Consider the following 20,325-nt stretch of genomic DNA (forward strand, 5'->3'; position numbering starts at 1 on the left):
TTGATGAATCAGAATTATTTTCATCCAGCCCTATCACTTTTCGATTCTCGTTCGGCACCAAGGCAATTGAGAAATATTCCCTTTCAGGAGCCGCTGTATGTCCCGTTCGCTAGACACCCTGTTGCGCCCCAGTCTGCTGGCTGTCGCCATTGCCCTGAGCGCCCCGCTGACGAGCAGTTCGCTAATGGCCGCTGAACAGGCGTCCAGCGTTCGCGCCTACAACCTCCCCGCCGCGCCACTGGCCAGCACCCTGAACCAAATCGCCAGCCAGGCGGGCCTCGCGTTGTCGCTGAATCCTTCGCTGGCGGCGGGCAAGACCTCGGCGCCGGTAAACGGCCAGTTCGACGCCACCGGCGCTCTGCGCGCCGCCTTGCGCGGCACGGGTTTGCAGCTGGAACAGAGTAGCGCGGGCACCTACACGCTGGTGGCTGTCCCCGAGGGCGTGATGGCGTTGCCGGAAACGGCGGTAATCGGCGTGGAAAATACCGAAAGCGCCTGGGGCCCGGTTGACGGTTACCTGGCCAAGCGCAGTGCTGCCGGGACCAAAACCGATACCGCACTTGCAGAAGCCCCACGCTCCATTTCTGTCGCGACCCGTGAGCAGATGCAAGACCGGTCAGTTCAGAACCTGGACGACGCCGTGCGCTACATGCCAGGCGTCGTCGCCAGCAGCTACGGCAGTGACAGCCGTGCCGAATGGCTCAAGGTCCGCGGATTTGAACCGACCCAATTCCTGGATGGCTTGCCGCTGCCCAAGGGCTCGTACACCATGCCGAAGATGGAAACCTGGGATCTTGAGCGTATCGCATTGCTGCGAGGCCCCGCGTCCTCGGTGTACGGTCAGACGCCTCCCGGTGGATTGATCGATATGGTCAGCCGTCGCCCGCAAGAAACCGCCAGCAACGAAGTGCAGGTGCAGGTCGGCAGCTATCAACGAAAGCAAATCAGTTTTGACAGCACCGGCCCGGTGGATGATGAAGCACGCTTTTTGTACCGGGTCAGCGGGGTGGTACGAGACAGCAACACCACCATCGAACATACGGAAGACAAGCGATACAACATCGCTCCCAGCCTGACCTGGAACATTGATCCCGACACCAGGCTGACGTTCCTCAGCCAGTTCAACCGCGATGACACGGGCACCACCAGTCAGTTTCTACCTTTACAGGGGACCAAACTTTCATCGCCTGCCGGTGAGGTGAAATACCACAAGAACCTCGGCGATCCAGAGTGGGAGTTCTACGACAAGACCTACTACGCCTTGGGTTATGCGTTTGAGCACCAGATGAACGACGTTTGGCAATTCCGTCAGAACCTGCGCTATACCAAAAGCGATCTGTCGTTCCAAAGCATCACCGCTGGCGGATTTTTCGGGTCAGTCAGCGATGACGGTACCGTGGCTCGGGGTGCCAACATCGTCAACGAGGACATCAGTCAGTTCGCTGTCGACAATAACTTCCAGGCAGATTTTGACACCGGCCCAATCAAGCACACGCTGTTGCTGGGCCTGGATCACCAGCGCGTCAACACCAACTATAAATGGCTGTATGGCAACGCGCCGGTCAGCAACATCATCAATCCTGTTTACGGCCAGGATTTCAGTAACGTCAGCTATAGCGCGTTCAATGATTACAATCAAAAGACCCACGACACTGGCCTGTACGTTCAGGACCAGATGGCCCTCGATAACTGGCGCTTGACGCTTGGCGGGCGACAAGACTGGCTTCACACCGATACGACCTTTTACAACCTGAACAATGCCAAAGACACGCGAGACGATACTGCGTTTACCGGTAATGCAGCCCTCAGCTACGTGTTCGATTCCGGTTTTACGCCCTACGTTTCCTACGCCGAATCCTTTCAGGCAGAAGCAGGTGGTGCCAATGGTGAGGCTTTTAGTCCTGGCACAGGCAAACAGTATGAAGTGGGCCTCAAATACCAGCCTCCCGGCAACGACATGCTGTTCACCGCAGCCGCTTATGATTTGACCCGAAAGGACATCGTACTCAGTGATAGCTTCGGCGTGTCGCGCCCATTGGGTGAGGCGAAAGTGCGGGGCTTCGAGCTTGAAGCGACCGGAAACGTCACTGAAAATCTGAAGTTGACGGCGGCATACACCTACGCCAACTCCAAAATGACCAAAGTCACCAGTGCGCTGGACAAAAATCGCCCACTGCCATTGACCCCGGAAAATCAGGCGTCAGTCTGGGCTGATTACACCTGGCACACGGGAGTGCTGGATGGTTTTGGACTCGGCTTCGGTGTGCGCTACATCGGCGAAACCGATAACGTCGCCATTGGCAACATGGCTTTCGTACGCGATGCGTCGGACGGCCACACCGATTCTTACACCGTCTATGACGCCGCGGTTCATTACGACCTTGGCCGTCTGAACAACACGCTCAAAGGTGTCAGTGTTGCCGTTAACGCTAACAACGTTTTCGACAAGGAATACCTGTCCACGTGTGACGGTTTCTATTGCTATTACGGCGACCGTCGCAACGTGATGGCCAGCGTCAATTACAAGTGGTAATGGACCGAAGCACCCTGTGACCAAGCCGCGCTCCTCGGGCGGCTTCGGCATTTCTCAAGGCCCGACATGAAAAGCAAAACCATCCGCCGCTGGTCCTTCGTTCATACCTGGGCCAGCCTGATCTGCACCGTTTTTCTGCTGATGCTGGCACTCACCGGCCTGCCGTTGATCTTTCATCACGAGATCGATCACCTGCTGGGGGATGCCGCCGAGCTCAAGGAAATGCCGGCCGACACCCCGCATTTGAATCTGCAGCAGTTGGTGCAGGCGGCGGAAAAACATCGCCCCGGCGAAGTCATGCAGTATTTCGGCTTCGAAGACGACGAATCCAACGGTGCCATCGCGATCATGGCCCCCACCGCGGGCACCGAGCCCAACTCGTCCCACACCTTCATGCTGGACGCTCGCACTGGCGAGGCGCTGGAAATGCCGTCGGCCAACGGCGGTTTCATGATGGTGATGCTGCGCCTGCACGTGGACATGTTCGCCGGCCTGCCGGGCAAACTGTTGCTGGCGTTCATGGGGATTCTGTTTGTGGTGGCGATCGTGTCGGGCACGGTTTTGTATCTGCCGTTCATGCGCCGCCTGACATTCGCCACCGTGCGCCAGGACAAATCCACCCGGCTGCGCTGGCTCGACCTGCACAACCTGATCGGCGTGGTCACGCTGACCTGGGCGCTGGTGGTCGGGGTAACCGGCGTGATCAGTGCCTGCGCCGACCTGCTGATCGCCGCCTGGCGCAACGACAGTCTCAGTGCAATGGTTGCGCCCTACCGCGATGCGCCGCCGCTGACACAACTGGCGCCGGCGACGCGGTTGCTCGACATCGCCAAAGAGGTCGCACCAGGCATGCAAGCGGACTTCATCGCCTTCCCCGGCACGCGATTTTCCAGTGAGCATCATTACGCGGTGTTCATGAAAGGCAGTACGCATCTGACGTCGCACTTGCTGACGCCGGTGCTGATCGATGCGAGCACGCTGCAGGTCACCGCCGTCGCGGAGCGCCCGTGGTACATGGACGCCATGGGCATGTCGCAGCCGCTGCACTTCGGTGATTACGGCGGCATGCCGATGAAAATCCTGTGGGCGGCGATGGATGTACTGACCATCATCGTGCTCGGCAGCGGGATATACCTGTGGGTGGTGCGGCGCAAGGCGGCCAGGCGGGTGCTGGAACACGCCGAGGCGAACGCATGAAGCCGCGGCAATCGAGCTTCTGGAAAGTGTTTGCCGTGCCGATGGTGATTGGTTTGCTCAGCGCGACGGGGTTGTTTGCCGCGTTGCTGGGCGATGGCGCGTGGGATGCGTTGAGCTGGCTGGGGTTGGGCATTCCTGCAATCCTTGCCCTGCGCGGCCTCCTGCAACGCCGCAACCCCCTGTAGATACTCTGTTCACGGTCAAGCTTTCGCGAGATGTTTTTCGCGAGCAAGCTCGCTCCTACAGAAGCCATGACAACGCGCTATGCTGCCTGCATACCCACCCGACCGAGACGCCGCCATGTCCGCCCCGAGCATGACCCTTTACCACAACCCTCTATCGCCCTTCGTGCGCAAAGTCATGGTGTTGCTGCACGAGACCGGTCAGCAGGATCGTGTGGCGTTGCAAAACTGCGTACTGACACCCGTCGATCCAGACGTGAACCTCATCGACGACAACCCGTTGAGCAAAATCCCCGCCCTGCGCCTGGCCGATGGCAACGTCATCCATGACAGCCGCGTCATCCTCGATTACCTCGACCAGCAACACGTCGGCAACCCGCTGATCCCCCGCGAGGGCTCGGCCCGCTGGCGCCGCCTGACCCTGGCCTCGATGGCCGACGGGATCATGGACGCGGCAGTGCTGGTGCGTTACGAAGTCGCCCTGCGCGCCCCGGAAAAACACTGGGACGCATGGCTTGATGGGCAACGCGACAAGATCCGCCGCGCCGTTGCCCTGCTGGAAAAAGACGCGATTGCCGAGCTCACCAGCCATTTCGATGTGGCAGCGATCAGTGTGGCGTGTGCGTTGGGTTATCTGGATCTGCGCCACCCGGATCTGGAATGGCGCACGGCGAATCCGCAGTTGGCGGCGTGGTATTTCGAGGTGAGTCAGCGGGCTTCGATGTTGGCGACGATGCCGAAGGTATAGACATCTGATCAACAATCCGGCTTGTCCGCCGTGTAGCGCTTGGCCGGATTCACCGCCGCATCGAACTCACGCAACGCCTTGGCCCCTATCAGCAACGGATAATTGAAACTGCTGCGATCGGTCAGGTTGACCTCGACCGTGCGCTTGACGTTACCCAGGCACAGCTCCAGATTAACCACCGGACGCTTGGTGGGTGCAGCTTCTTCGTCGTCATCCTCGCCTTCTTCGGAGCGGGCCTTGATCTTGCTGATACGCGCAATTTTGTGCTCGTAAACCTTGTTGCTCGCGCCTTTGGTGGCGAGGCGGAAACGTACCCAATCATCACCGTCGCGGGTGAAGGTCTCGATGTCCTTGGCCGACAGCGACGCAGTCAGGGCGCCAGTGTCCATTTTCGCCTTGAGGACTTCACCGCCGATTTCCGGCAGGGCAATGTATTCGTAGCGCCCGTAGAGGGTCGGCTCGGCGGCCAGGACGGGCAGCGCGACGAGGGAAAGCAGTGCAAGGAGGGATTTCACGTGTTGAGTATCCTGGGAAAGTGGGCGGCGGGATTTTAGACAGTCTGCGAGCCATTCGTTCGTTCCGGAATCGCTATCGCAGGCAAGCCACGCTCCCACAGGGGGCGTGTCGTTCACAGAATCAATGTACGACGCAAAACCTGTGGGGCGGGCCTGGTCTGGGCGGCATTCCGACGAAGAGGCCGGTGCAGACGCCACATTGATAGGTACGGACTCATTCAAGTCCAGCATACCCATGCAAAAGTGAAACATTTGTCGGCACCGATTTGGCCTGTCGCCCGAAGCTGCTTATCATGGCGCGCCCAAAGGCTTTCAAGACTTACTTATGCGCCGACTGCTCACCGGCTGTTTTGTCACCTTGCTGCTGTTGCTCAACACCCTGGTCCTGTTTGGGCCGCTGATGGTGTTTGCCTTGCTCAAACTGGTCCTGCCCGGCCGCTATCGCGATTACGCCTCGTGGGCGGTGATGTGGATCGCCGAAACCTGGGCCGAGATCGACAAGCTGATTTTCCGTCTGTGCATCCCCACGCGATGGGACATTCGCGGTGGCGATCATTTGCGCCGCGACACCTCGTATCTGGTCATCAGCAACCATCAATCGTGGGTTGATATCCCGGCGCTGATCCAGGCACTCAACCGGCGCACACCATTCTTCAAGTTCTTCCTCAAGAAAGAACTGATCTGGGTACCGTTCCTGGGCCTGGCGTGGTGGGCGCTGGATTACCCGTTCATGAAGCGCTACACCAAGGCTTTCCTGGCCAAAAATCCCGAGCTGGCGGGCAAGGACCTGCAGATCACCAAAGCGGCGTGCGAGCTGTTCAAGCGTCAGCCGGTGACGGTGGTCAATTATCTGGAAGGCACCCGCTTTACCGCGATCAAAAGCAAGCAACAGCAGTCACCCTTTACCCACCTCCTCAAGCCGAAAGCCGGCGGCGTGGCCTTTGTGCTGGCAGCCATGGGTGAACAGCTGGATGCGATTCTCGATGTGACAGTGGTTTACCCGCAGCCAAAAATTCCGGGGTTCCGGGATTTGATCAGTGGCAGCGTGCCGAGGGTCATCATCGACATCAGGACCCGCGAGCTGGATCCTGCGCTGTGGCAGGGCGACTACGAAAACGATCCGCAATTTCGCGTGACGTTCCAGAACTGGGTCAACCAGCTCTGGATCGAAAAGGATCAGCGTATCGACGCCTTGCGCGCCGAACGCCGTTGAATCAACTGCCGGTGCCGGTGCCCCAGACGCCGCCGAGGCTCTGCAGTAACGAACCACCAACGCCTTGCTGGCCGAGGTACTGCAAAATCACCGGGGCAAACTGACCTATCATGCCGCTGTCCATGCCCAGCGCGCTGAACGCATTGTTCAGGTCATTGATGTCCTTGACGTTGCCCAGTGCGTTTTCCAGCCCGGCGGTCTTGCCGGACGAACCGAGCAAGCTGCTCAACGCTGCCAGATTACCGCCGCCGCCCGACAGCTTGTCGATGCCCGGAACGCTCTTGGCGAGTTCGGAATAGTCGGTGTTGCTGAGCTGATTCTTCGCCAATCCCAACATTGCGCTGGTGCCGCCGACGGCCTGCTCTGGCGAAACATTCAAGGCACTCAGCGCACGGAGCAGACCGGCCGTTTCCGAGGTCGGGGCAACGGCCGCCGCCTTGTCGCCGCCCTGCATGCCGGCTACCGCACCGGCGACATCGTTCAGGTTGAACTGAGCAAAGACCGGGCTGGCCGCCAGAGTCATGAGCGAGGCCAGGGCAAAACCGCGTGAAATCTTCATTCAGACATCCTCTTAAGCCATGAACCGCCTGTGAACAGACGGCGAAACTGTCAGTTTGACCGGACGTTTGCCGGCATGTTCCTTGGTGAATGGACCCTATCAGTTCTGTCAGTAGGCAGCCTGGGCTGAGTTACGTGATAGTGAAGCCCGAGTCGACGCACTTCAAAGGGACCGTTCTTATGAACTCCAACCGAGAAACTCTGCTTTGCCGATACCGATACGACCCACTGGATCGGCTGGAAGATTGCACAGTGTCGGGACAGGAAAGCGCCCGGCGTTTTTATCAAAAAGATCGTCTGACCACAGAGATCCACGGCGCGATGGAGCGCTCGATCATGCAGTATGAGGACCAGTTGCTGGCTCAACGGCAGCGACAGCGTGGCGCCGATACAACCAGCCTGCTCGCCACCGATCAACAGCGCTCTGCTGTGAACGTACTCGACGCGTCCACCCCTCGGCCAATCGCTTACATGCCTTACGGTCACCACCCATCAGCCAGCGGCTTGCTTAGCCTGCTCGGTTTCAACGGCGAACGACCAGATCCGGTGACCGGGCATTATTTGCTGGGAAACGGTTATCGGGCGTTCAATCCGGTGTTGATGCGGTTTAACAGTCCGGACAGTTGGAGTCCGTTTGGGGAAGGTGGGTTGAATGCGTATGCATATTGTGTGGGGGATCCGGTAAATAAATCCGACCCGACGGGCCATGTATTCGCGAAATTCTCAGGACCCGCCAGGAAAATCGCAAACAATGTACTTATGTTTGTTAGCGAGGACAATGGCAGGAAAATCCTTAACCTAGACATCCACGGAGATATCGGCCTCGTAAAATTTGCAAACAAAACCCTCGATGCAAATCAACTTGCAGCCGAACTTTCAAGCCGCAAAGTAGCCTTTAGCGATTTTGACGAAGCCCACCTGATTTCCTGTTTCTCCGCTAACTCAGGGAGCGACAATTCCGCACCTTTAGCTCAAATGTTTGCCAACGCTACCAAGCTCAAAACAACAGGCTACCGCGGCAGAGTGTTCCCGACAAATACTGATACCCCCAAAAAAAATCATTCTGTCAAAAGTGGACATTGAACTGACTAATTACAGCGTTGCTACTACCAATCCTCTTAAACGTTCCGACAGTGACTACAAGCACTTTAATTATTCTCCAGTCGTGTTCAACCCACAAAAAAAAATTTCTCCCACTAAGAATATCCGACAAAAAAAATAAAACCCTTATAAAAAAAGGACCTTGCGCCAAGACTTGCGACGGATTGCAACAGTTGGAAGAAAACGGCGCTCTACCGAGCGCCGTTTGGTTGTGCTGGAGGCCTCAGGCCGCACTAAACAACCTATGCGGATCAATCACAAACTTCTTCGGCACACCCGCATCGAACTCGCCATACCCCTGCGGCGCCTGATCCAGGCTGATCACCTGAACGCCGACAATTTCTGCGATGTTGATTCGGTCCCACATGATCGCCTGCATCAACTGGCGGTTGTACTTCATCACGGGCGTCTGGCCGGTGTGGAAGCTGTGAGATTTGGCCCAACCCAAGCCGAAACGAATGCTCAGGCTGCCCATTTTCGCGGCGGCGTCCACGGCACCCGGATCTTCGGTCACGTACAGGCCCGGGATACCGATTTTGCCGGCCACACGAACCACGCCCATCAGGGAGTTGAGCACGGTGGCCGGGGCTTCGTGTTTCACGCCGTCGTGACCGTGACCGCGCGCTTCGAAACCGACGGCGTCGACGGCGCAATCCACTTCGGGTTCGCCCAGCAGCGCGGCGATCTGTTCGTGCAGCGGGGTATCCAGCGACAGGTCGGCGATTTCGAAACCTTGCGCCTTTGCGTGAGCCAGGCGCACGGTGTTGACGTCCCCGATGATCACCACCGCCGCGCCCAACAGGCGGGCTGAAGCGGCAGCCGCCAGACCGACCGGACCGGCACCCGCGATGTACACGGTGCTGCCCGGGCCAACGCCGGCCGTTACGGCGCCGTGGTAGCCGGTCGGCAGGATGTCGGAGAGGCAGGTGAGGTCGCGGATCTTTTCCATCGCGCGATCGCGGTCCGGCAGCTTCAGCAGGTTGAAGTCGGCGTACGGCACCAGGGCATATTCAGCCTGGCCTCCCGTCCAGTCGCCCATGTCGACGTAACCGTACGCACCGCCGGGCCGTGCCGGGTTGACGCTGAGGCAGACGCCGGTGTGCATTTCCTTGCAGGAACGGCAACGCCCGCAAGCCACGTTGAACGGCACGGAGACCAGATCGCCGATTTGCAGGTTCTCGACATCGCTGCCCTTCTCGATCACCTCGCCGGTGATTTCATGGCCCAGGACCAGGCCGGTCTGTGCAGTGGTGCGGCCGCGCACCATGTGCTGATCGGAACCACAGATGTTGGTGGAAACCACGCGCAGAATGACGGCGTGTTCAATCTTCCTGCCACGCGGGTCCTGCATTTTCGGATAGTCGATTTTCTGTACTTCGACCTTGCCAGCGCCGAGATACACCACACCACGATTGCCAGACATGCTTTCACCTCGCTGTTGTTTTTATGTAGCGCTCGCGTCGCCTTGGAGCGGCGGCGCGTTGATTGCTCTGGGGGTTGCCTGTGTGATTTGTGTTGTCTGATATGCCGCCATCGCCAGCAGGCTGGCTCCCACAGTGGAACTTCGGTGTGACTGATATTTGTGGGCAGACACAAAACCCTGTGGGAGCCAGCCTGCTGGCGATGGCATCCTAAAGAACGACCGTGCGATTGGCGTTCAAAAACACCCTGCGCTCAATGTGATAACCAACAGCCCGCGCCAATGTAAGCCCTTCAATGTCCCGCCCCTTGGCGATCAGGTCTTCCGGGTAATGGCTGTGATCCACGACCTCCACTCCCTGAGCGATGATCGGTCCTTCATCCAGGTCATTGTTGATGTAATGCGCCGTCGCGCCGACCAGTTTCACACCCTTGTCATAGGCTTGGTGATAGGGCTTGGCCCCCTTGAAGCCGGGCAACAGCGAGTGGTGAATATTGATTGCCTTGCCGTCGAGTTTGCGGCACAGCTCGGGCGACAACACTTGCATGTAGCGCGCAAGAATCACTAGCTCGGCCCCGGACTCCTCGATCACCTGCCACACCTGACGCTCCTGCGAAGGTTTGTCATTGGGGTCGAGCGGGAAGTGGTAGTAAGGAATGTCGTGCCAGTCGGCCAACGGTTTGAGGTCCGGGTGGTTGGAAACCACGGCGGCAACGTCCATCGACAACTGGCCGATGCGCTGGCGGTAGAGCAGATCATTGAGGCAGTGATCGGCTTTGGACACCATGATCACCACTTTCGGCCGGTAATTGGGCGCCGTCAGTTCGAAGATCATGCCGAAGGCTTGACCCCGTTCGGCGAGGCCTGCGCGGAAGGACTGTTCGTCGAAGCCATCGGGTTGGCGAAATTCCACGCGAATGAAAAAACGGCCGGAGAGCCGGTCATCGAAGGAATGGTGTTCGGTGACGTAGCAGCCCTGCTCGAACAGAAAGCGCGTCACCGCGTCCACCGTGCCGAGGACGCTTGGGCAGTCGGCGGTCAGAATCCATGTGTCTGGGGCGCGGCTCATAATGCGGTGACTCCTGTTACAACATCGTGATCAAAGAGAACTCTGTGGCGAGGGGGACCGGCGAAACGTCGCACCGCCCCGTTCGGCTGCGAAACAGTCGTAAACCAATCAATACGGTTCAACTGATGGGCTTTGGGGCCGCTGCACGACCCAACGGAGCGGTGCGACGTTTCGATAAATCCCCTCGCCACAAATGCCCGCTCGTCACAAACGATCATCAGGCCTGAACGCTAAGGCCGTATTCGGCCGCCGCATCCTGCAACCACAACCACCAGTAATCCGAGAAGCTGCGGCGGATCAGCAGCTCCCAGGTGTCCTCGCCAGTGTGGCGGATCACCAGTTGTGATTTGGCGAACACGGTGCCAACTGCCTTCCCCACGGGGAAACTGTTGGGGTGCACGTCGTAGCTGGTGGATTTCATCAGCACCTGGCGCACGTTCGGGCCGCTCAGTTCGAGGATCTGCTGACCGCCGCTGACATTGGTGATCGCGATGTGCAGGTCGCCCAGCGCTTCACGCAGGTTTTGCTCGGCGGCGAATTCTTCGCCGCTCGGCACGATCAGCAGCCACTCATCCGGGCCCATCCACTGCAGGCTGGTTTCGCCTTTGACAATGACGGTCAAGGCGGCGGGCAATTCGATGCCCAGCGCTTCGTGCACACCTGCTGCAAACGCGGCATCGTGACCATCGCCACGGATAGTCAGGTGACCGAGGAGTTTTTTCTCACGCACGATCACCCCGGCGCTTTTGCGGCCCTTGCCCACCAGGCTGGCGAGGTCGGCATGGTGCAGCGACGACTCGGCTTTGGCCCCGGTGGCTGGGCGTTGTTGGTACACGTTGGCTGCGGTCATAAAGCACCTTTGATGTGTTCGTCTCTCCTGTGGGAGCGTGGCTTGCCCGCGAATGCATCGACGCGGTGTACCTGAGGCTCCGCGTCATCGTTCTTCGCGGGCAAGCCTCGCTCCCACAAGGGGCTGTGGTGTCAAATATTCTGGCGATCACCCTTGGGATCGAAGAACACCGAAGAAACAATTTCTGCCTCGATCACGCTGCCGTCCGCCAGCGGCGCAAACACGCGCTCGCCGATGCGCTTCAAACCGCCCTTGACCACGCCCATGGCAAACGAATAGCCGAGGGAGTTGTGCAGATAACTCGAGGTGACGTGGCCGACCATCGTCATCGGAATCGACTGCTTGGTGTTGAACACCAGCTGCGCACCTTCCGGCAGCCATTTGGTCGGGTCGATCGGCTTCAGGCCGACCAGTTGCTTACGCTGCTCACGCACACAATCCTCACGGTTCATCCCGCGCTGACCGATCCACGAAAACGGTTTGGTGCGACCGACACACCAGCCCATGTTCAGGTCGTCCGGGGTCATCGAGCCGTCAGTGTCCTGACCGACGATGATGAAACCCTTCTCGGCGCGCAGCACGTGCATGGTCTCGGTGCCGTATGGCGTCAGGTTGTACGGCTTGCCGGCCTCGACGATTTTCTCCAGCACACCCATCGCATAGTCGGCCTGCACGTTGACTTCGTACGACAGCTCGCCGGTGAACGAAATACGGAACACCCGCGCCGGTACGTCGCCCACCAGCCCTTCTTTCCAGGTCATGAACGGGAACGCTTCGTTGCTCAGGTCGATGTCGGTGACAGCGCTGAGCAGCTTGCGGCTGTTCGGCCCGGACAGGGTCATGGTGGCCCAGTGATCGGTCACGGAGGTGAAGTACACCTTGAGATCGGGCCATTCGGTCTGGTGGTAGATCTCCAGCCACTGCAACACGCGTGCAGCGCCGCCGGTGGTGGTGGTCATGACGAAATGGTTGTCGGCGAGACAGGCCGTCACGCCGTCGTCGAAGACCATGCCGTCCTCTTTGCACATCAGGCCGTAACGCGCCTTGCCCACATCGAGCTTGGTCCAGGCATTGGTGTAGACGCGGTTGAGAAACTCGCGTGAATCCGGGCCTTGAATGTCGATTTTGCCCAAGGTCGAAGCATCCAGCAGGCCGACGCTGTCGCGCACGGCTTTGCATTCGCGTTTGACGGCGGCGTGCAGGTCTTCACCGTTTTTCGGGAAGTACCACGGGCGCTTCCACTGACCGACATCCTCGAATTCGGCGCCGTTTTTCACGTGCCAGTGATGCAGCGCGGTATGGCGTACCGGCTCGAAGATGTGCCCGCAGTGACGACCGGCCACCGCGCCGAAGGTCACTGGCGTGTAGTTCGGACGGAACATGGTGGTGCCCATCTGAGGGATGGTCACGTTCAACGAACGAGCAGCGATGGCCAGACCGTTGACGTTGCCGAGCTTGCCCTGATCGGTGCCAAAGCCCAACGCGGTGTAGCGCTTGACGTGTTCGACCGACTCGAAACCTTCACGGGTCGCCAGTTCGATGCCGCCAGCGGTGACGTCGTTCTGGAAGTCGACAAATTGCTTCGGCGCGCGGGCCGAGTTCTTTTCATGCGGCACCTGAAACAGCGCCAGCGTCGGCTCTTCGAGACGGCTCAGGGCCTTCGGCAACGTGCCTTCGACCACACTGAAACCGGCCTCGCTGGCCGCACGCGCACCGCCTTCAAAACCATCTGCCAGCGAATCGCCGAGGCCGTAGACGCCGTTGATGCCACCCACGCACACGCGTTTCTGTGGTGCTTCGCCCGGCACAAAACCGAGGATGTCTTCACGCCAGACCGGCTTGCCGCCCAAGTGCGAGGCCAGGTGAACGATCGGGCTGTAACCGCCGGAGCTGGCGACCAGGTCGCAATCGAGCCATTCGCCAGGACTGGTCACGGCGTGCGCTTTGACATCAATAGCCGCAACGCGAGCAGCGGTGACGCGTTTGGTGCCGCGAGCCTCGATTACTGCACTGCCGGTGAGGATACGGATGCCTTTGGCCCGCGCCTCTTCAACCAACGCACCACGCGGGTTACTGCGCGCATCGGCAATCGCCACGACTTGCAAACCGGCGTCGAGCCAATCCAGAGCCACGCGATAGGCGTGATCGTTGTTGGTCGACAGCAGCAGTTTTTTGCCCGGCGCCACGCCGTAACGACGCACGTAAGTGGAAACAGCGCCGGCGAGCATGTTGCCCGGCACGTCGTTGTTGCCGTACACCAGAGGACGTTCGTGAGCACCGGTCGCCAGCACCACGCGCTTGGCGCGAACCCGGTGGACGCGCTGACGCACTTGCCCGATAGGCGCGCGATCACCCAGGTGATCGGTCAGTCGTTCATGAATGGTCAGGAAATTATGGTCGTGGTAGCCGTTGACGGTGGCACGGGACAACAGCAACACGTCCGGCGTGTTTTTCAATTCATCGATGACCGTGGCCACCCATTCTGCGGCTGGTTTGCCATCCAGGCTTTCACGCGAATCCAGCAGGCTGCCACCGAACTCTTCCTGCTCATCGGCAAGGATCACCCGGGCACCGCTGCGCGCAGCCGCCAGTGCAGCGGCCAGACCTGCCGGGCCGGCGCCGACGATCAGCACGTCGCAGTGCTGGTTCATGTAGTCGTAAGTGTCCGGATCGTTCTCGGTCGGCGAGCGGCCCAGACCTGCAGCCTTGCGGATGTATTTCTCGTAAGTCATCCAGAACGATTGCGGGTACATGAACGTTTTGTAGTAGAAGCCCGGCGGCATCAGCTTGCCGCCGACCTTGCCAAGAATCCCCATCATGTCGTTGTTCACGCTGGGCCAGCCGTTGGTGCTGGTGGCAACCAGACCTTGATACAGCGCTTGTTGAGTGGCGCGCACGTTGGGAATTTGCGTGGCCTCGGTCGCGCCGATCTGCAGCACCGCGTTCGGCTCTTCAGTGCCGGCGGCGAAGATCCCCCGCGGACGCGAATATTTGAAGCTGCGGCCAATGATATCGACCCCGTTGGCAATCAGCGCGGCGGCCAGGGTATCGCCCTCGAAGCCTTTGTAGCTCTGGCCGTTGAAGGTGAAGCTCAGCACTTTGTTGCGGTCGATCCGTCCGCCGTTGGACAGGCGATTGATCTGGCTCATACCTTCTCTCCCAGAGCCGTCGCGGCCGCTTTCGGGCTGTCGGTCTTGTCGGTGAATTGTGGCTTGGCGCCGATCTTGTAGGTTTCCAGAATCTCGTAGGTCACGGTGTCACGGGTGGCGTTGAAATACTGACGGCAACCGGCGACGTGATCCCACAACTCATGGTGCAGACCGCGCGGGTTATCGCGGAAGAACAGGTAGTCGCCCCACTCCTCGTCGGTGCAGCTGGCCGGGTCCAGCGGGCGCGGGATGTGCGCCTGGCCGGATGCGTGGAATTCCTCTTCAGAGCGCAGCTCGCCGCAGTGAGGACAGAAGATATGCAACATGGGGATTTCTCCTGTTAGTGGGCAACCGCAGCAGCGCCGTGTTCGTCGATCAACGCACCGTTGTGGAAACGGTCGATGGAGAAAGGTGCGGCCAATGGGTGCATTTCACCCTTGGCCAGGCTCGCGGCAAACACGTTGCCCGAGCCAGGTGTGGCCTTGAAGCCACCGGTGCCCCAACCGCAGTTGAAAAACACGTTCGGTACCGGGGTTTTCGAGATGATCGGGCACGCGTCCGGTGTGGTGTCGACGATGCCGCCCCACTGGCGGTTCATGCGCACGCGCGACAGCACCGGGAACATCTCGACGATGGCTTGAATGGTGTGTTCGATCACCGGGTACGAACCGCGCTGGCCGTAGCCGTTGTAGCCGTCGATACCGGCGCCGATCACCAGGTCGCCCTTGTCGGACTGGCTGATGTAGCCGTGTACGGCGTTGGACATGATCACGCTGTCGATAATCGGTTTGATCGGCTCGGACACCAGTGCTTGCAGCGGGTGTGATTCGATCGGCAGGCGGAACCCGGCCAGTTTGGCCATGTGCCCGGAGTTACCGGCGGTGACCACACCGACGCGCTTGGCGCCGATGAAACCCTTGTTGGTTTCCACGCCAATGCACACGCCGTTTTCCTTGCGAAAGCCGATCACTTCGGTCTGCTGAATCAGGTCCACGCCAAGCGCATCGGCGGCACGGGCAAAGCCCCACGCCACGGCATCGTGACGGGCCACGCCGCCGCGTCGCTGGACGGTGGCGCCCATCACCGGGTAGCGGGTGTTTTTCGAGCAGTCGAGGTAGGGAATCTCGTCGGCCACTTGCCTGGCATCGAGCAGTTCGCCATCGACACCATTAAGGCGGTTGGCGCTGACCCGACGCTCGGAGTCACGAATGTCCTGCAGGGTGTGGCACAGGTTGTAAACGCCACGCTGGGAGAACATCACGTTGTAGTTCAGGTCCTGCGAGAGCCCTTCCCACAGTTTCATCGCGTGTTCGTACAAATGCGCCGACTCGTCCCACAGGTAATTGGAGCGAACGATGGTGGTGTTGCGCGCAGTGTTGCCGCCGCCCAGCCAACCTTTTTCGACCACGGCCACGTTAGTGATGCCATGCTCTTTGGCCAAGTAGTAGGCGGTCGCCAGACCATGCCCGCCGCCGCCGACGATGACCACGTCGTAGACCTTTTTCGGGGTCGGCGTACGCCACATTTTCTGCCAGTTTTCGTGATGGCTGAGCGAGTGCTTGAAGAGGCCGAAGCCGGAATAGCGTTGCATAGTCATTTACTCCAAAACCGCGCTCAGCGATACACCGGGAAATCTGCGCACAGGGCCGTCACTTGCTGGGCAACATTGGCTTCGACGTCGGCATCGCCGAGGTTGTCGAGGATGTCGCAGATCCAGCCGGCCAGCGTCACGCACTGGGTCACCTTGAAGCCGCGCGTGGTCACCGCCGGGGTGCCGATGCGCAGGCCGGAGGTCACGAACGGCGACTGCGGATCATTGGGCACAGCATTCTTGTTGACGGTGATGTGGGCGCGACCGAGGGCTGCATCCGCTTCCTTGCCGGTGAGGCCTTGACGGATCAGGCTGACCAGGAACAGGTGATTATCGGTGCCGCCGGACACTACATCGTAGCCGCGTTTGATAAACACGCCGGCCATGGCCTGGGCGTTGTCGATCACTTGTTGCTGATAGGCTTTGAAACCGGGTTCCAGCGCTTCCTTGAAGCACACCGCCTTACCGGCGATGACGTGCATCAGCGGGCCGCCCTGGCCACCGGGGAACACCGCAGCGTTGAATTTCTTTTCGAGCGCTTCGTTGGCCTTGGCCAGAATCAGACCGCCGCGTGGACCGCGTAGGGTTTTGTGCGTGGTGGTGGTAACCACGTCGGCATACGGCAGCGGATTCGGGTACAAACCGGCCGCCACCAGACCCGCGACGTGGGCCATGTCGACGAAAAAATACGCGCCCACTTTGTCGGCGATCTGACGGAAGCGCGGGAAGTCCAGGGTCTTTGAGTACGCCGAAAACCCGGCGATGATCATTTTCGGTTTGTGCTCGACCGCCAGGCGTTCGACTTCGTCGTAGTCGATCAGGCCGGTGGTGGTGTCGATGCCGTATTGCACTGCGTTATAGAGTTTGCCGGAAAAGCTGACTTTGGCGCCGTGGGTCAGGTGACCGCCGTGGGCCAGGCTCATGCCCAGCACGGTGTCGCCAGCGTTTAGCAGGGCGAGGTAAACAGCGGCGTTGGCCTGGCTGCCGGAGTGCGGCTGGACGTTGGCGTAATCGGCGCCGAACAGTTGCTTGGCGCGTTCGATGGCCAGCGCTTCGACCTTGTCGACGTGCTCGCAGCCACCGTAGTAGCGCTTGCCCGGATAACCTTCGGCGTACTTGTTGGTCAGGCCGCTGCCTTGCGCTTGCATCACGCGTTTGCTGGTGTAGTTCTCCGACGCGATCAGCTCGATGTGATCTTCCTGACGTTGCTCCTCGGCATTCATCGCCGCCAACAGCGCATCGTCATAACCCTGGATCTGGTCTTGCTTGCTGAACATCGCATCTCTCCCAGCGGCGGCGGTGCGCCATTCGTCTCGGTGAGGCATGTACCTTTCGGCAGTGCCCTTTGGATGCGATGGTATGACCGGCGCAGACAGGCCAAATGCCTGCGGACGCCACGCAAAGGTGCGTTTACGACATAGGCAGCAAAGCAGGGAACACGCATACCCTGTGGCAGCTGCCGAAGGCTGCGTTTGGCTGCGAAGCAGTCGCAATACCGACAGGCCGGCTACCCCTGACGGACCGCATTCACAGAGCGGGGGCTGCTGCGCAACCCAGCGGGGGCAAGCCCCCTCGCCACAGGCAAGCCCCATGGCCACAGGCAAGCCCCCTCGCCACTGGCCAAGGTCAGGCGATAAGGTGGCGCAGGGTTAAGAGAACGAGAAAATGCGCGGGATAAAGGGCATACGCCCAGCGCCGTATGGGTGGCGGGCTTGCGTGTGACACGGGGGTTGCCGGTGGCGAGGGGGCTTGCCCCCGCTGGGCTGCGCAGCAGCCCTCGCACTGTGAATGCGGTCCGTCAGGGATAACCGGCCTGTCGGTATTGCGACTGCTTCGCAGCCGGACGGGGGCAAGCCCTAATGCCAGTCAGTTAAGCCCTCCAGCCTTCTTTTTGGGATATTTGACTGGTCTAGGCTTGACCACCCTTGGGTAACTTCGCTGTCGTCTGGCAGGTAGCATGAAGTGTTGAGCCTGGACTCTCAGCTCTGCCAGTCGTTTAGGGATCGTACCTGGCGTTTCAAGCGGGCAGAAACGCAGCGCGTTGCTGACCGCTTGAGCCAACCAGAGAAAGCTCAAACGTTGTGGTACCACCTTTATTTCTTCAGCCATCAAGCGCATCTCCTGGCGGATCAGGTTGTAGGCCAGCAGAGCTCCCCACAGTTCTTGGCGCACCAGATCAGGCTGTTTACTGCGCAATTGCTCTCCTTTGAGCAGGTTTTGCTTGATCTCGCGGTAACCCAATTCGATTTCCCAGCGTTCGTTGTAGTGCCCTGCCACCTGATGGGCAGGGTAACGTTCGGCATCGATCAACGAGGTGAGATAGCGGCGGGGTTTGTCGTCTATCGAGTACTCAATCAGTCGTGCCTGCCAATGGCTAGGAAGGTCGGGACGTTGCTTGAGTGCATCTCTGGAAACAGTCAGTCGCACAAGCCAATCACCGGCGCCCAACTCTTTGATCACCTCGTATTTAAGCGGTTTGCGTGCCCGCATGAGCCAGTGCCGTTCGGTTCCGCTTTGCTGCCAGTCAAGCAAGAGCGCTGCCGAGTAGTAGGCACGGTCAAAAATCGTCACCGAGTGATCGCTTACCGATTTCTCAAGACCTTTGGCATGGCGAAGTTCGCCGACCGAAAACTCGCCAAAACAGGCGTCCCGAATCAAGTGACTATAGGTATCCATCAGGCAAACACCGCGCACTTGTGGCCAGGCTCCGTCTCCCGAGTGAGTCCGCCCGCCACCGAAGGCTTGGCGGTTTTCCGGTGTGTCGGGGGTAGACCACACCACGCCGTCTACCGCAAAGCTGCGTAACCCTAAAAAGCCAGCCGAAGCTGGCTGCTCAGCACCGCCCCATGACTCTGCCAATTGCTTAAACAGTGCCGCCAGAGGCTCTGATCCAAGCCGTTGCCGGGCCTGGACTGCGGCGCTAGGCACAGGCACCTTTGCTTCGCCCAAAGCCAGTCCCAGCTGCTGCACGATGAGCCAAATCGGCTCGTTCTTGAACAAGGCCAACCCCACCACCAACCAGACAATGCGCTCGGCCGGCAGGCGTCTGCGGCGCAGGGAAACAGTTCCGGTCGAAGCCAGCGCTTGCTCGATCCACAGGGGATCGATCAATTGCGCGAAGCGTTCGAAAGAGATCGGATTGAGTTTGGTAACTTCTTGAAGGGCGTTTTGCAGGGACATGAAGCGGACTCATAAAAACATAAACCCGTTTCTATTACTGCTGGGCGGGCAAGTCAATTCCTTAACTGACTGGCATTAGGGCAAGCCCCCTCGCCACAGGCAAGCCCCATGGCCACAGGCAAGCCCCTTGGCACAGGCAAGCCGCTTGGCCACAGGCAAGCCCCCTCGCCACTGGTCAAGGTCAGGCGATCAGGTGGCGCAGGGTCAAGAGAACGAGGAAATGCGCGGGATAAAGGGCATACGCCCAGCGCCGCATGGGTGGCGGACGCAGGGACTTGGCGTGTCGCAATAACAACAGCCCCATCAATGGCGCAATCAGGCAGGTGGCCAGGCCCGCAATGGCGGCTGCGTTGCCGAATCGTGCGGAGTAATAGAGCACTTCCCATTGATTCGCAGCCAGGCACACGACCCCCGGCAACAAACTGAAATAAAAAGGCCGCCTGATCACCAGCAGCATCGCCAACGGCAATAGCACCCCGAAAAAACCGAACATCAGTCGCTCTGAAAAAAGCGCTGCCACGATCAGAGCAACCCCTGCCAGCCATCGCGATTGCAACCTGTGATCCAGCCAACCCTGCGCCACCAGCAGCCCAAGCGCCAGCGTCGGCATCACATTCAGCGTGTCCGGATCAAGAATAAACATCCGGTAAGGAATTTCACTGACGGCGCTGAACAGCAGCAGCCATCCCGGATACCGCCACTGACCATGCCCGGTTGCCACAGGAGCGCGCGCCAGATTCGCCGCCATGGCCAGGCAAAACCAGGGAAAAGCCAGCCGGCCCGGGACATACAGGATGTCGACGGAGTATCCGACATATCGCAGGTGATCAAGCACCATGCTCAGCAGCGCCAGCCACTTGAGCAGATCCAGCGCCCCATCCCGTTGAGTCATGTGCATAATTGCCCGTCATCTCTGTATTTCTCTGACAGCAACATCCCGTGTGCTCCCCGGACGATCTTCGGTAAAGTGCGCACCAACATAGACCACGACGCTCTTCACCATAAGAGCCTCGATCACG

General features: G+C 59.6%; 17 protein-coding genes and 1 pseudogene. 6 read left to right on the plus strand and 12 right to left on the minus strand.

Features of this window, described 5'->3' with window-relative positions:
* Positions 1-97 precede the first annotated feature (97 nt).
* The 4 genes from ACYZT1_RS23075 to ACYZT1_RS23090 all read left to right on the plus strand — a co-directional run bounded on the left by ACYZT1_RS23075 (position 98) and on the right by ACYZT1_RS23090 (position 4,660).
* A complete protein-coding gene (locus ACYZT1_RS23075; protein ID WP_462016841.1) occupies positions 98-2,533 on the plus strand; it encodes a TonB-dependent siderophore receptor in 2,436 nt (811 codons plus the stop codon).
* A 66-nt stretch (positions 2,534-2,599) separates the two neighbouring features.
* On the plus strand, positions 2,600-3,730 hold the full coding sequence (locus ACYZT1_RS23080; protein ID WP_462016842.1) for a PepSY-associated TM helix domain-containing protein: 1,131 nt from the start codon (positions 2,600-2,602) through the stop codon (positions 3,728-3,730).
* Positions 3,727-3,915 carry a hypothetical protein gene (locus tag ACYZT1_RS23085; protein WP_462016843.1) on the plus strand — a complete coding sequence of 63 codons (189 nt, stop codon included), beginning with the start codon at positions 3,727-3,729 and terminating at the stop codon, positions 3,913-3,915. Before ACYZT1_RS23080 ends, ACYZT1_RS23085 begins: the two co-directional genes overlap by 4 nt.
* 115 nt (positions 3,916-4,030) lie before the next feature.
* On the plus strand, positions 4,031-4,660 hold the full coding sequence (locus ACYZT1_RS23090) for a glutathione S-transferase (protein WP_462016844.1): 630 nt from the start codon (positions 4,031-4,033) through the stop codon (positions 4,658-4,660).
* 8 nt (positions 4,661-4,668) lie between these two features.
* Here ACYZT1_RS23090 and rloA2 read toward each other — a convergent pair whose 3' ends face one another.
* The gene (gene rloA2, locus ACYZT1_RS23095) at positions 4,669-5,175 is read right to left on the minus strand and encodes a retropepsin-like aspartic peptidase RloA2 (protein ID WP_462016845.1); all 507 of its coding nucleotides are present in this window, start codon (positions 5,173-5,175) and stop codon (positions 4,669-4,671) included.
* A gap of 325 nt (positions 5,176-5,500) precedes the next feature.
* Between rloA2 and ACYZT1_RS23100 the strand changes: the two genes are divergently transcribed.
* A complete protein-coding gene (locus ACYZT1_RS23100; RefSeq protein ID WP_462016846.1) occupies positions 5,501-6,388 on the plus strand; it encodes an acyltransferase in 888 nt (295 codons plus the stop codon).
* Between the two features lies 1 nt (position 6,389).
* Here ACYZT1_RS23100 and ACYZT1_RS23105 read toward each other — a convergent pair whose 3' ends face one another.
* Positions 6,390-6,947 (minus strand): DUF2780 domain-containing protein, encoded by a 558-nt coding sequence (locus ACYZT1_RS23105; protein WP_462016847.1) that lies wholly within the window; start codon positions 6,945-6,947, stop codon positions 6,390-6,392.
* A 179-nt stretch (positions 6,948-7,126) separates the two neighbouring features.
* Between ACYZT1_RS23105 and ACYZT1_RS23110 the strand changes: the two genes are divergently transcribed.
* Positions 7,127-8,029 carry an RHS repeat-associated core domain-containing protein gene (locus tag ACYZT1_RS23110; protein ID WP_462016848.1) on the plus strand — a complete coding sequence of 301 codons (903 nt, stop codon included), beginning with the start codon at positions 7,127-7,129 and terminating at the stop codon, positions 8,027-8,029.
* 241 nt (positions 8,030-8,270) lie between these two features.
* On the opposite strand, the gene fdhA is transcribed toward ACYZT1_RS23110, so the two are convergent.
* From fdhA to ACYZT1_RS23160, 10 genes and pseudogenes are all read right to left on the minus strand, one after another.
* Positions 8,271-9,470 (minus strand): formaldehyde dehydrogenase, glutathione-independent, encoded by a 1,200-nt coding sequence (fdhA, locus tag ACYZT1_RS23115; protein WP_462016849.1) that lies wholly within the window; start codon positions 9,468-9,470, stop codon positions 8,271-8,273.
* A 208-nt stretch (positions 9,471-9,678) separates the two neighbouring features.
* Positions 9,679-10,536: a formyltetrahydrofolate deformylase gene (gene purU, locus ACYZT1_RS23120; protein ID WP_462016850.1), complete on the minus strand. Its 858-nt coding sequence runs from the start codon at positions 10,534-10,536 to the stop codon at positions 9,679-9,681.
* A 217-nt stretch (positions 10,537-10,753) separates the two neighbouring features.
* A complete protein-coding gene (locus ACYZT1_RS23125) occupies positions 10,754-11,386 on the minus strand; it encodes a sarcosine oxidase subunit gamma (RefSeq protein WP_462016851.1) in 633 nt (210 codons plus the stop codon).
* Between the two features lie 131 nt (positions 11,387-11,517).
* On the minus strand, positions 11,518-14,535 hold the full coding sequence (locus tag ACYZT1_RS23130) for a sarcosine oxidase subunit alpha (RefSeq protein ID WP_462016852.1): 3,018 nt from the start codon (positions 14,533-14,535) through the stop codon (positions 11,518-11,520).
* On the minus strand, positions 14,532-14,861 hold the full coding sequence (locus ACYZT1_RS23135) for a sarcosine oxidase subunit delta (RefSeq protein ID WP_462016853.1): 330 nt from the start codon (positions 14,859-14,861) through the stop codon (positions 14,532-14,534). The genes ACYZT1_RS23130 and ACYZT1_RS23135 overlap by 4 nt, the downstream gene beginning before the upstream one ends.
* Before the next feature lie 14 nt (positions 14,862-14,875).
* Positions 14,876-16,126: a sarcosine oxidase subunit beta family protein gene (locus tag ACYZT1_RS23140; RefSeq protein ID WP_462016854.1), complete on the minus strand. Its 1,251-nt coding sequence runs from the start codon at positions 16,124-16,126 to the stop codon at positions 14,876-14,878.
* A gap of 23 nt (positions 16,127-16,149) precedes the next feature.
* The gene (glyA, locus tag ACYZT1_RS23145; RefSeq protein ID WP_462016855.1) at positions 16,150-17,403 is read right to left on the minus strand and encodes a serine hydroxymethyltransferase; all 1,254 of its coding nucleotides are present in this window, start codon (positions 17,401-17,403) and stop codon (positions 16,150-16,152) included.
* Between the two features lie 349 nt (positions 17,404-17,752).
* Positions 17,753-17,836, minus strand: a pseudogene (locus ACYZT1_RS23150) (TraX family protein); the annotation flags it as partial.
* 156 nt (positions 17,837-17,992) lie between these two features.
* Positions 17,993-19,306: an IS4 family transposase gene (locus ACYZT1_RS23155; protein ID WP_462015893.1), complete on the minus strand. Its 1,314-nt coding sequence runs from the start codon at positions 19,304-19,306 to the stop codon at positions 17,993-17,995.
* Positions 19,307-19,487: 181 nt separating this feature from the next.
* Complete coding sequence (locus ACYZT1_RS23160) at positions 19,488-20,204, minus strand: TraX family protein (protein WP_462016856.1); 717 nt, start codon at positions 20,202-20,204, stop codon at positions 19,488-19,490.
* Positions 20,205-20,325: the final 121 nt, after the last annotated feature.

This window comes from Pseudomonas sp. PB3P13 (assembly GCF_054897735.1).

Bases quoted from the DNA above. Each gene is read 5' to 3' on its own strand.
- ACYZT1_RS23075 (WP_462016841.1), top strand. From the start codon at position 98: ATGTCCCGTTCGCTAGACACCCTGTTGCGCCCCAGTCTGCTGGCTGTC.
- ACYZT1_RS23080 (WP_462016842.1), top strand. From the start codon at position 2,600: ATGAAAAGCAAAACCATCCGCCGCTGGTCCTTCGTTCATACCTGGGCC.
- ACYZT1_RS23085 (WP_462016843.1), top strand. From the start codon at position 3,727: ATGAAGCCGCGGCAATCGAGCTTCTGGAAAGTGTTTGCCGTGCCGATG.
- ACYZT1_RS23090 (WP_462016844.1), top strand. From the start codon at position 4,031: ATGTCCGCCCCGAGCATGACCCTTTACCACAACCCTCTATCGCCCTTC.
- ACYZT1_RS23100 (WP_462016846.1), top strand. From the start codon at position 5,501: ATGCGCCGACTGCTCACCGGCTGTTTTGTCACCTTGCTGCTGTTGCTC.
- ACYZT1_RS23105 (WP_462016847.1), bottom strand. From the start codon at position 6,947: ATGAAGATTTCACGCGGTTTTGCCCTGGCCTCGCTCATGACTCTGGCG.
- ACYZT1_RS23110 (WP_462016848.1), top strand. From the start codon at position 7,127: ATGAACTCCAACCGAGAAACTCTGCTTTGCCGATACCGATACGACCCA.
- fdhA (WP_462016849.1), bottom strand. From the start codon at position 9,470: ATGTCTGGCAATCGTGGTGTGGTGTATCTCGGCGCTGGCAAGGTCGAA.
- purU (WP_462016850.1), bottom strand. From the start codon at position 10,536: ATGAGCCGCGCCCCAGACACATGGATTCTGACCGCCGACTGCCCAAGC.
- ACYZT1_RS23125 (WP_462016851.1), bottom strand. From the start codon at position 11,386: ATGACCGCAGCCAACGTGTACCAACAACGCCCAGCCACCGGGGCCAAA.
- ACYZT1_RS23130 (WP_462016852.1), bottom strand. From the start codon at position 14,535: ATGAGCCAGATCAATCGCCTGTCCAACGGCGGACGGATCGACCGCAAC.
- ACYZT1_RS23135 (WP_462016853.1), bottom strand. From the start codon at position 14,861: ATGTTGCATATCTTCTGTCCTCACTGCGGCGAGCTGCGCTCTGAAGAG.
- ACYZT1_RS23140 (WP_462016854.1), bottom strand. From the start codon at position 16,126: ATGCAACGCTATTCCGGCTTCGGCCTCTTCAAGCACTCGCTCAGCCAT.
- glyA (WP_462016855.1), bottom strand. From the start codon at position 17,403: ATGTTCAGCAAGCAAGACCAGATCCAGGGTTATGACGATGCGCTGTTG.
- ACYZT1_RS23155 (WP_462015893.1), bottom strand. From the start codon at position 19,306: ATGTCCCTGCAAAACGCCCTTCAAGAAGTTACCAAACTCAATCCGATC.
- ACYZT1_RS23160 (WP_462016856.1), bottom strand. From the start codon at position 20,204: ATGCACATGACTCAACGGGATGGGGCGCTGGATCTGCTCAAGTGGCTG.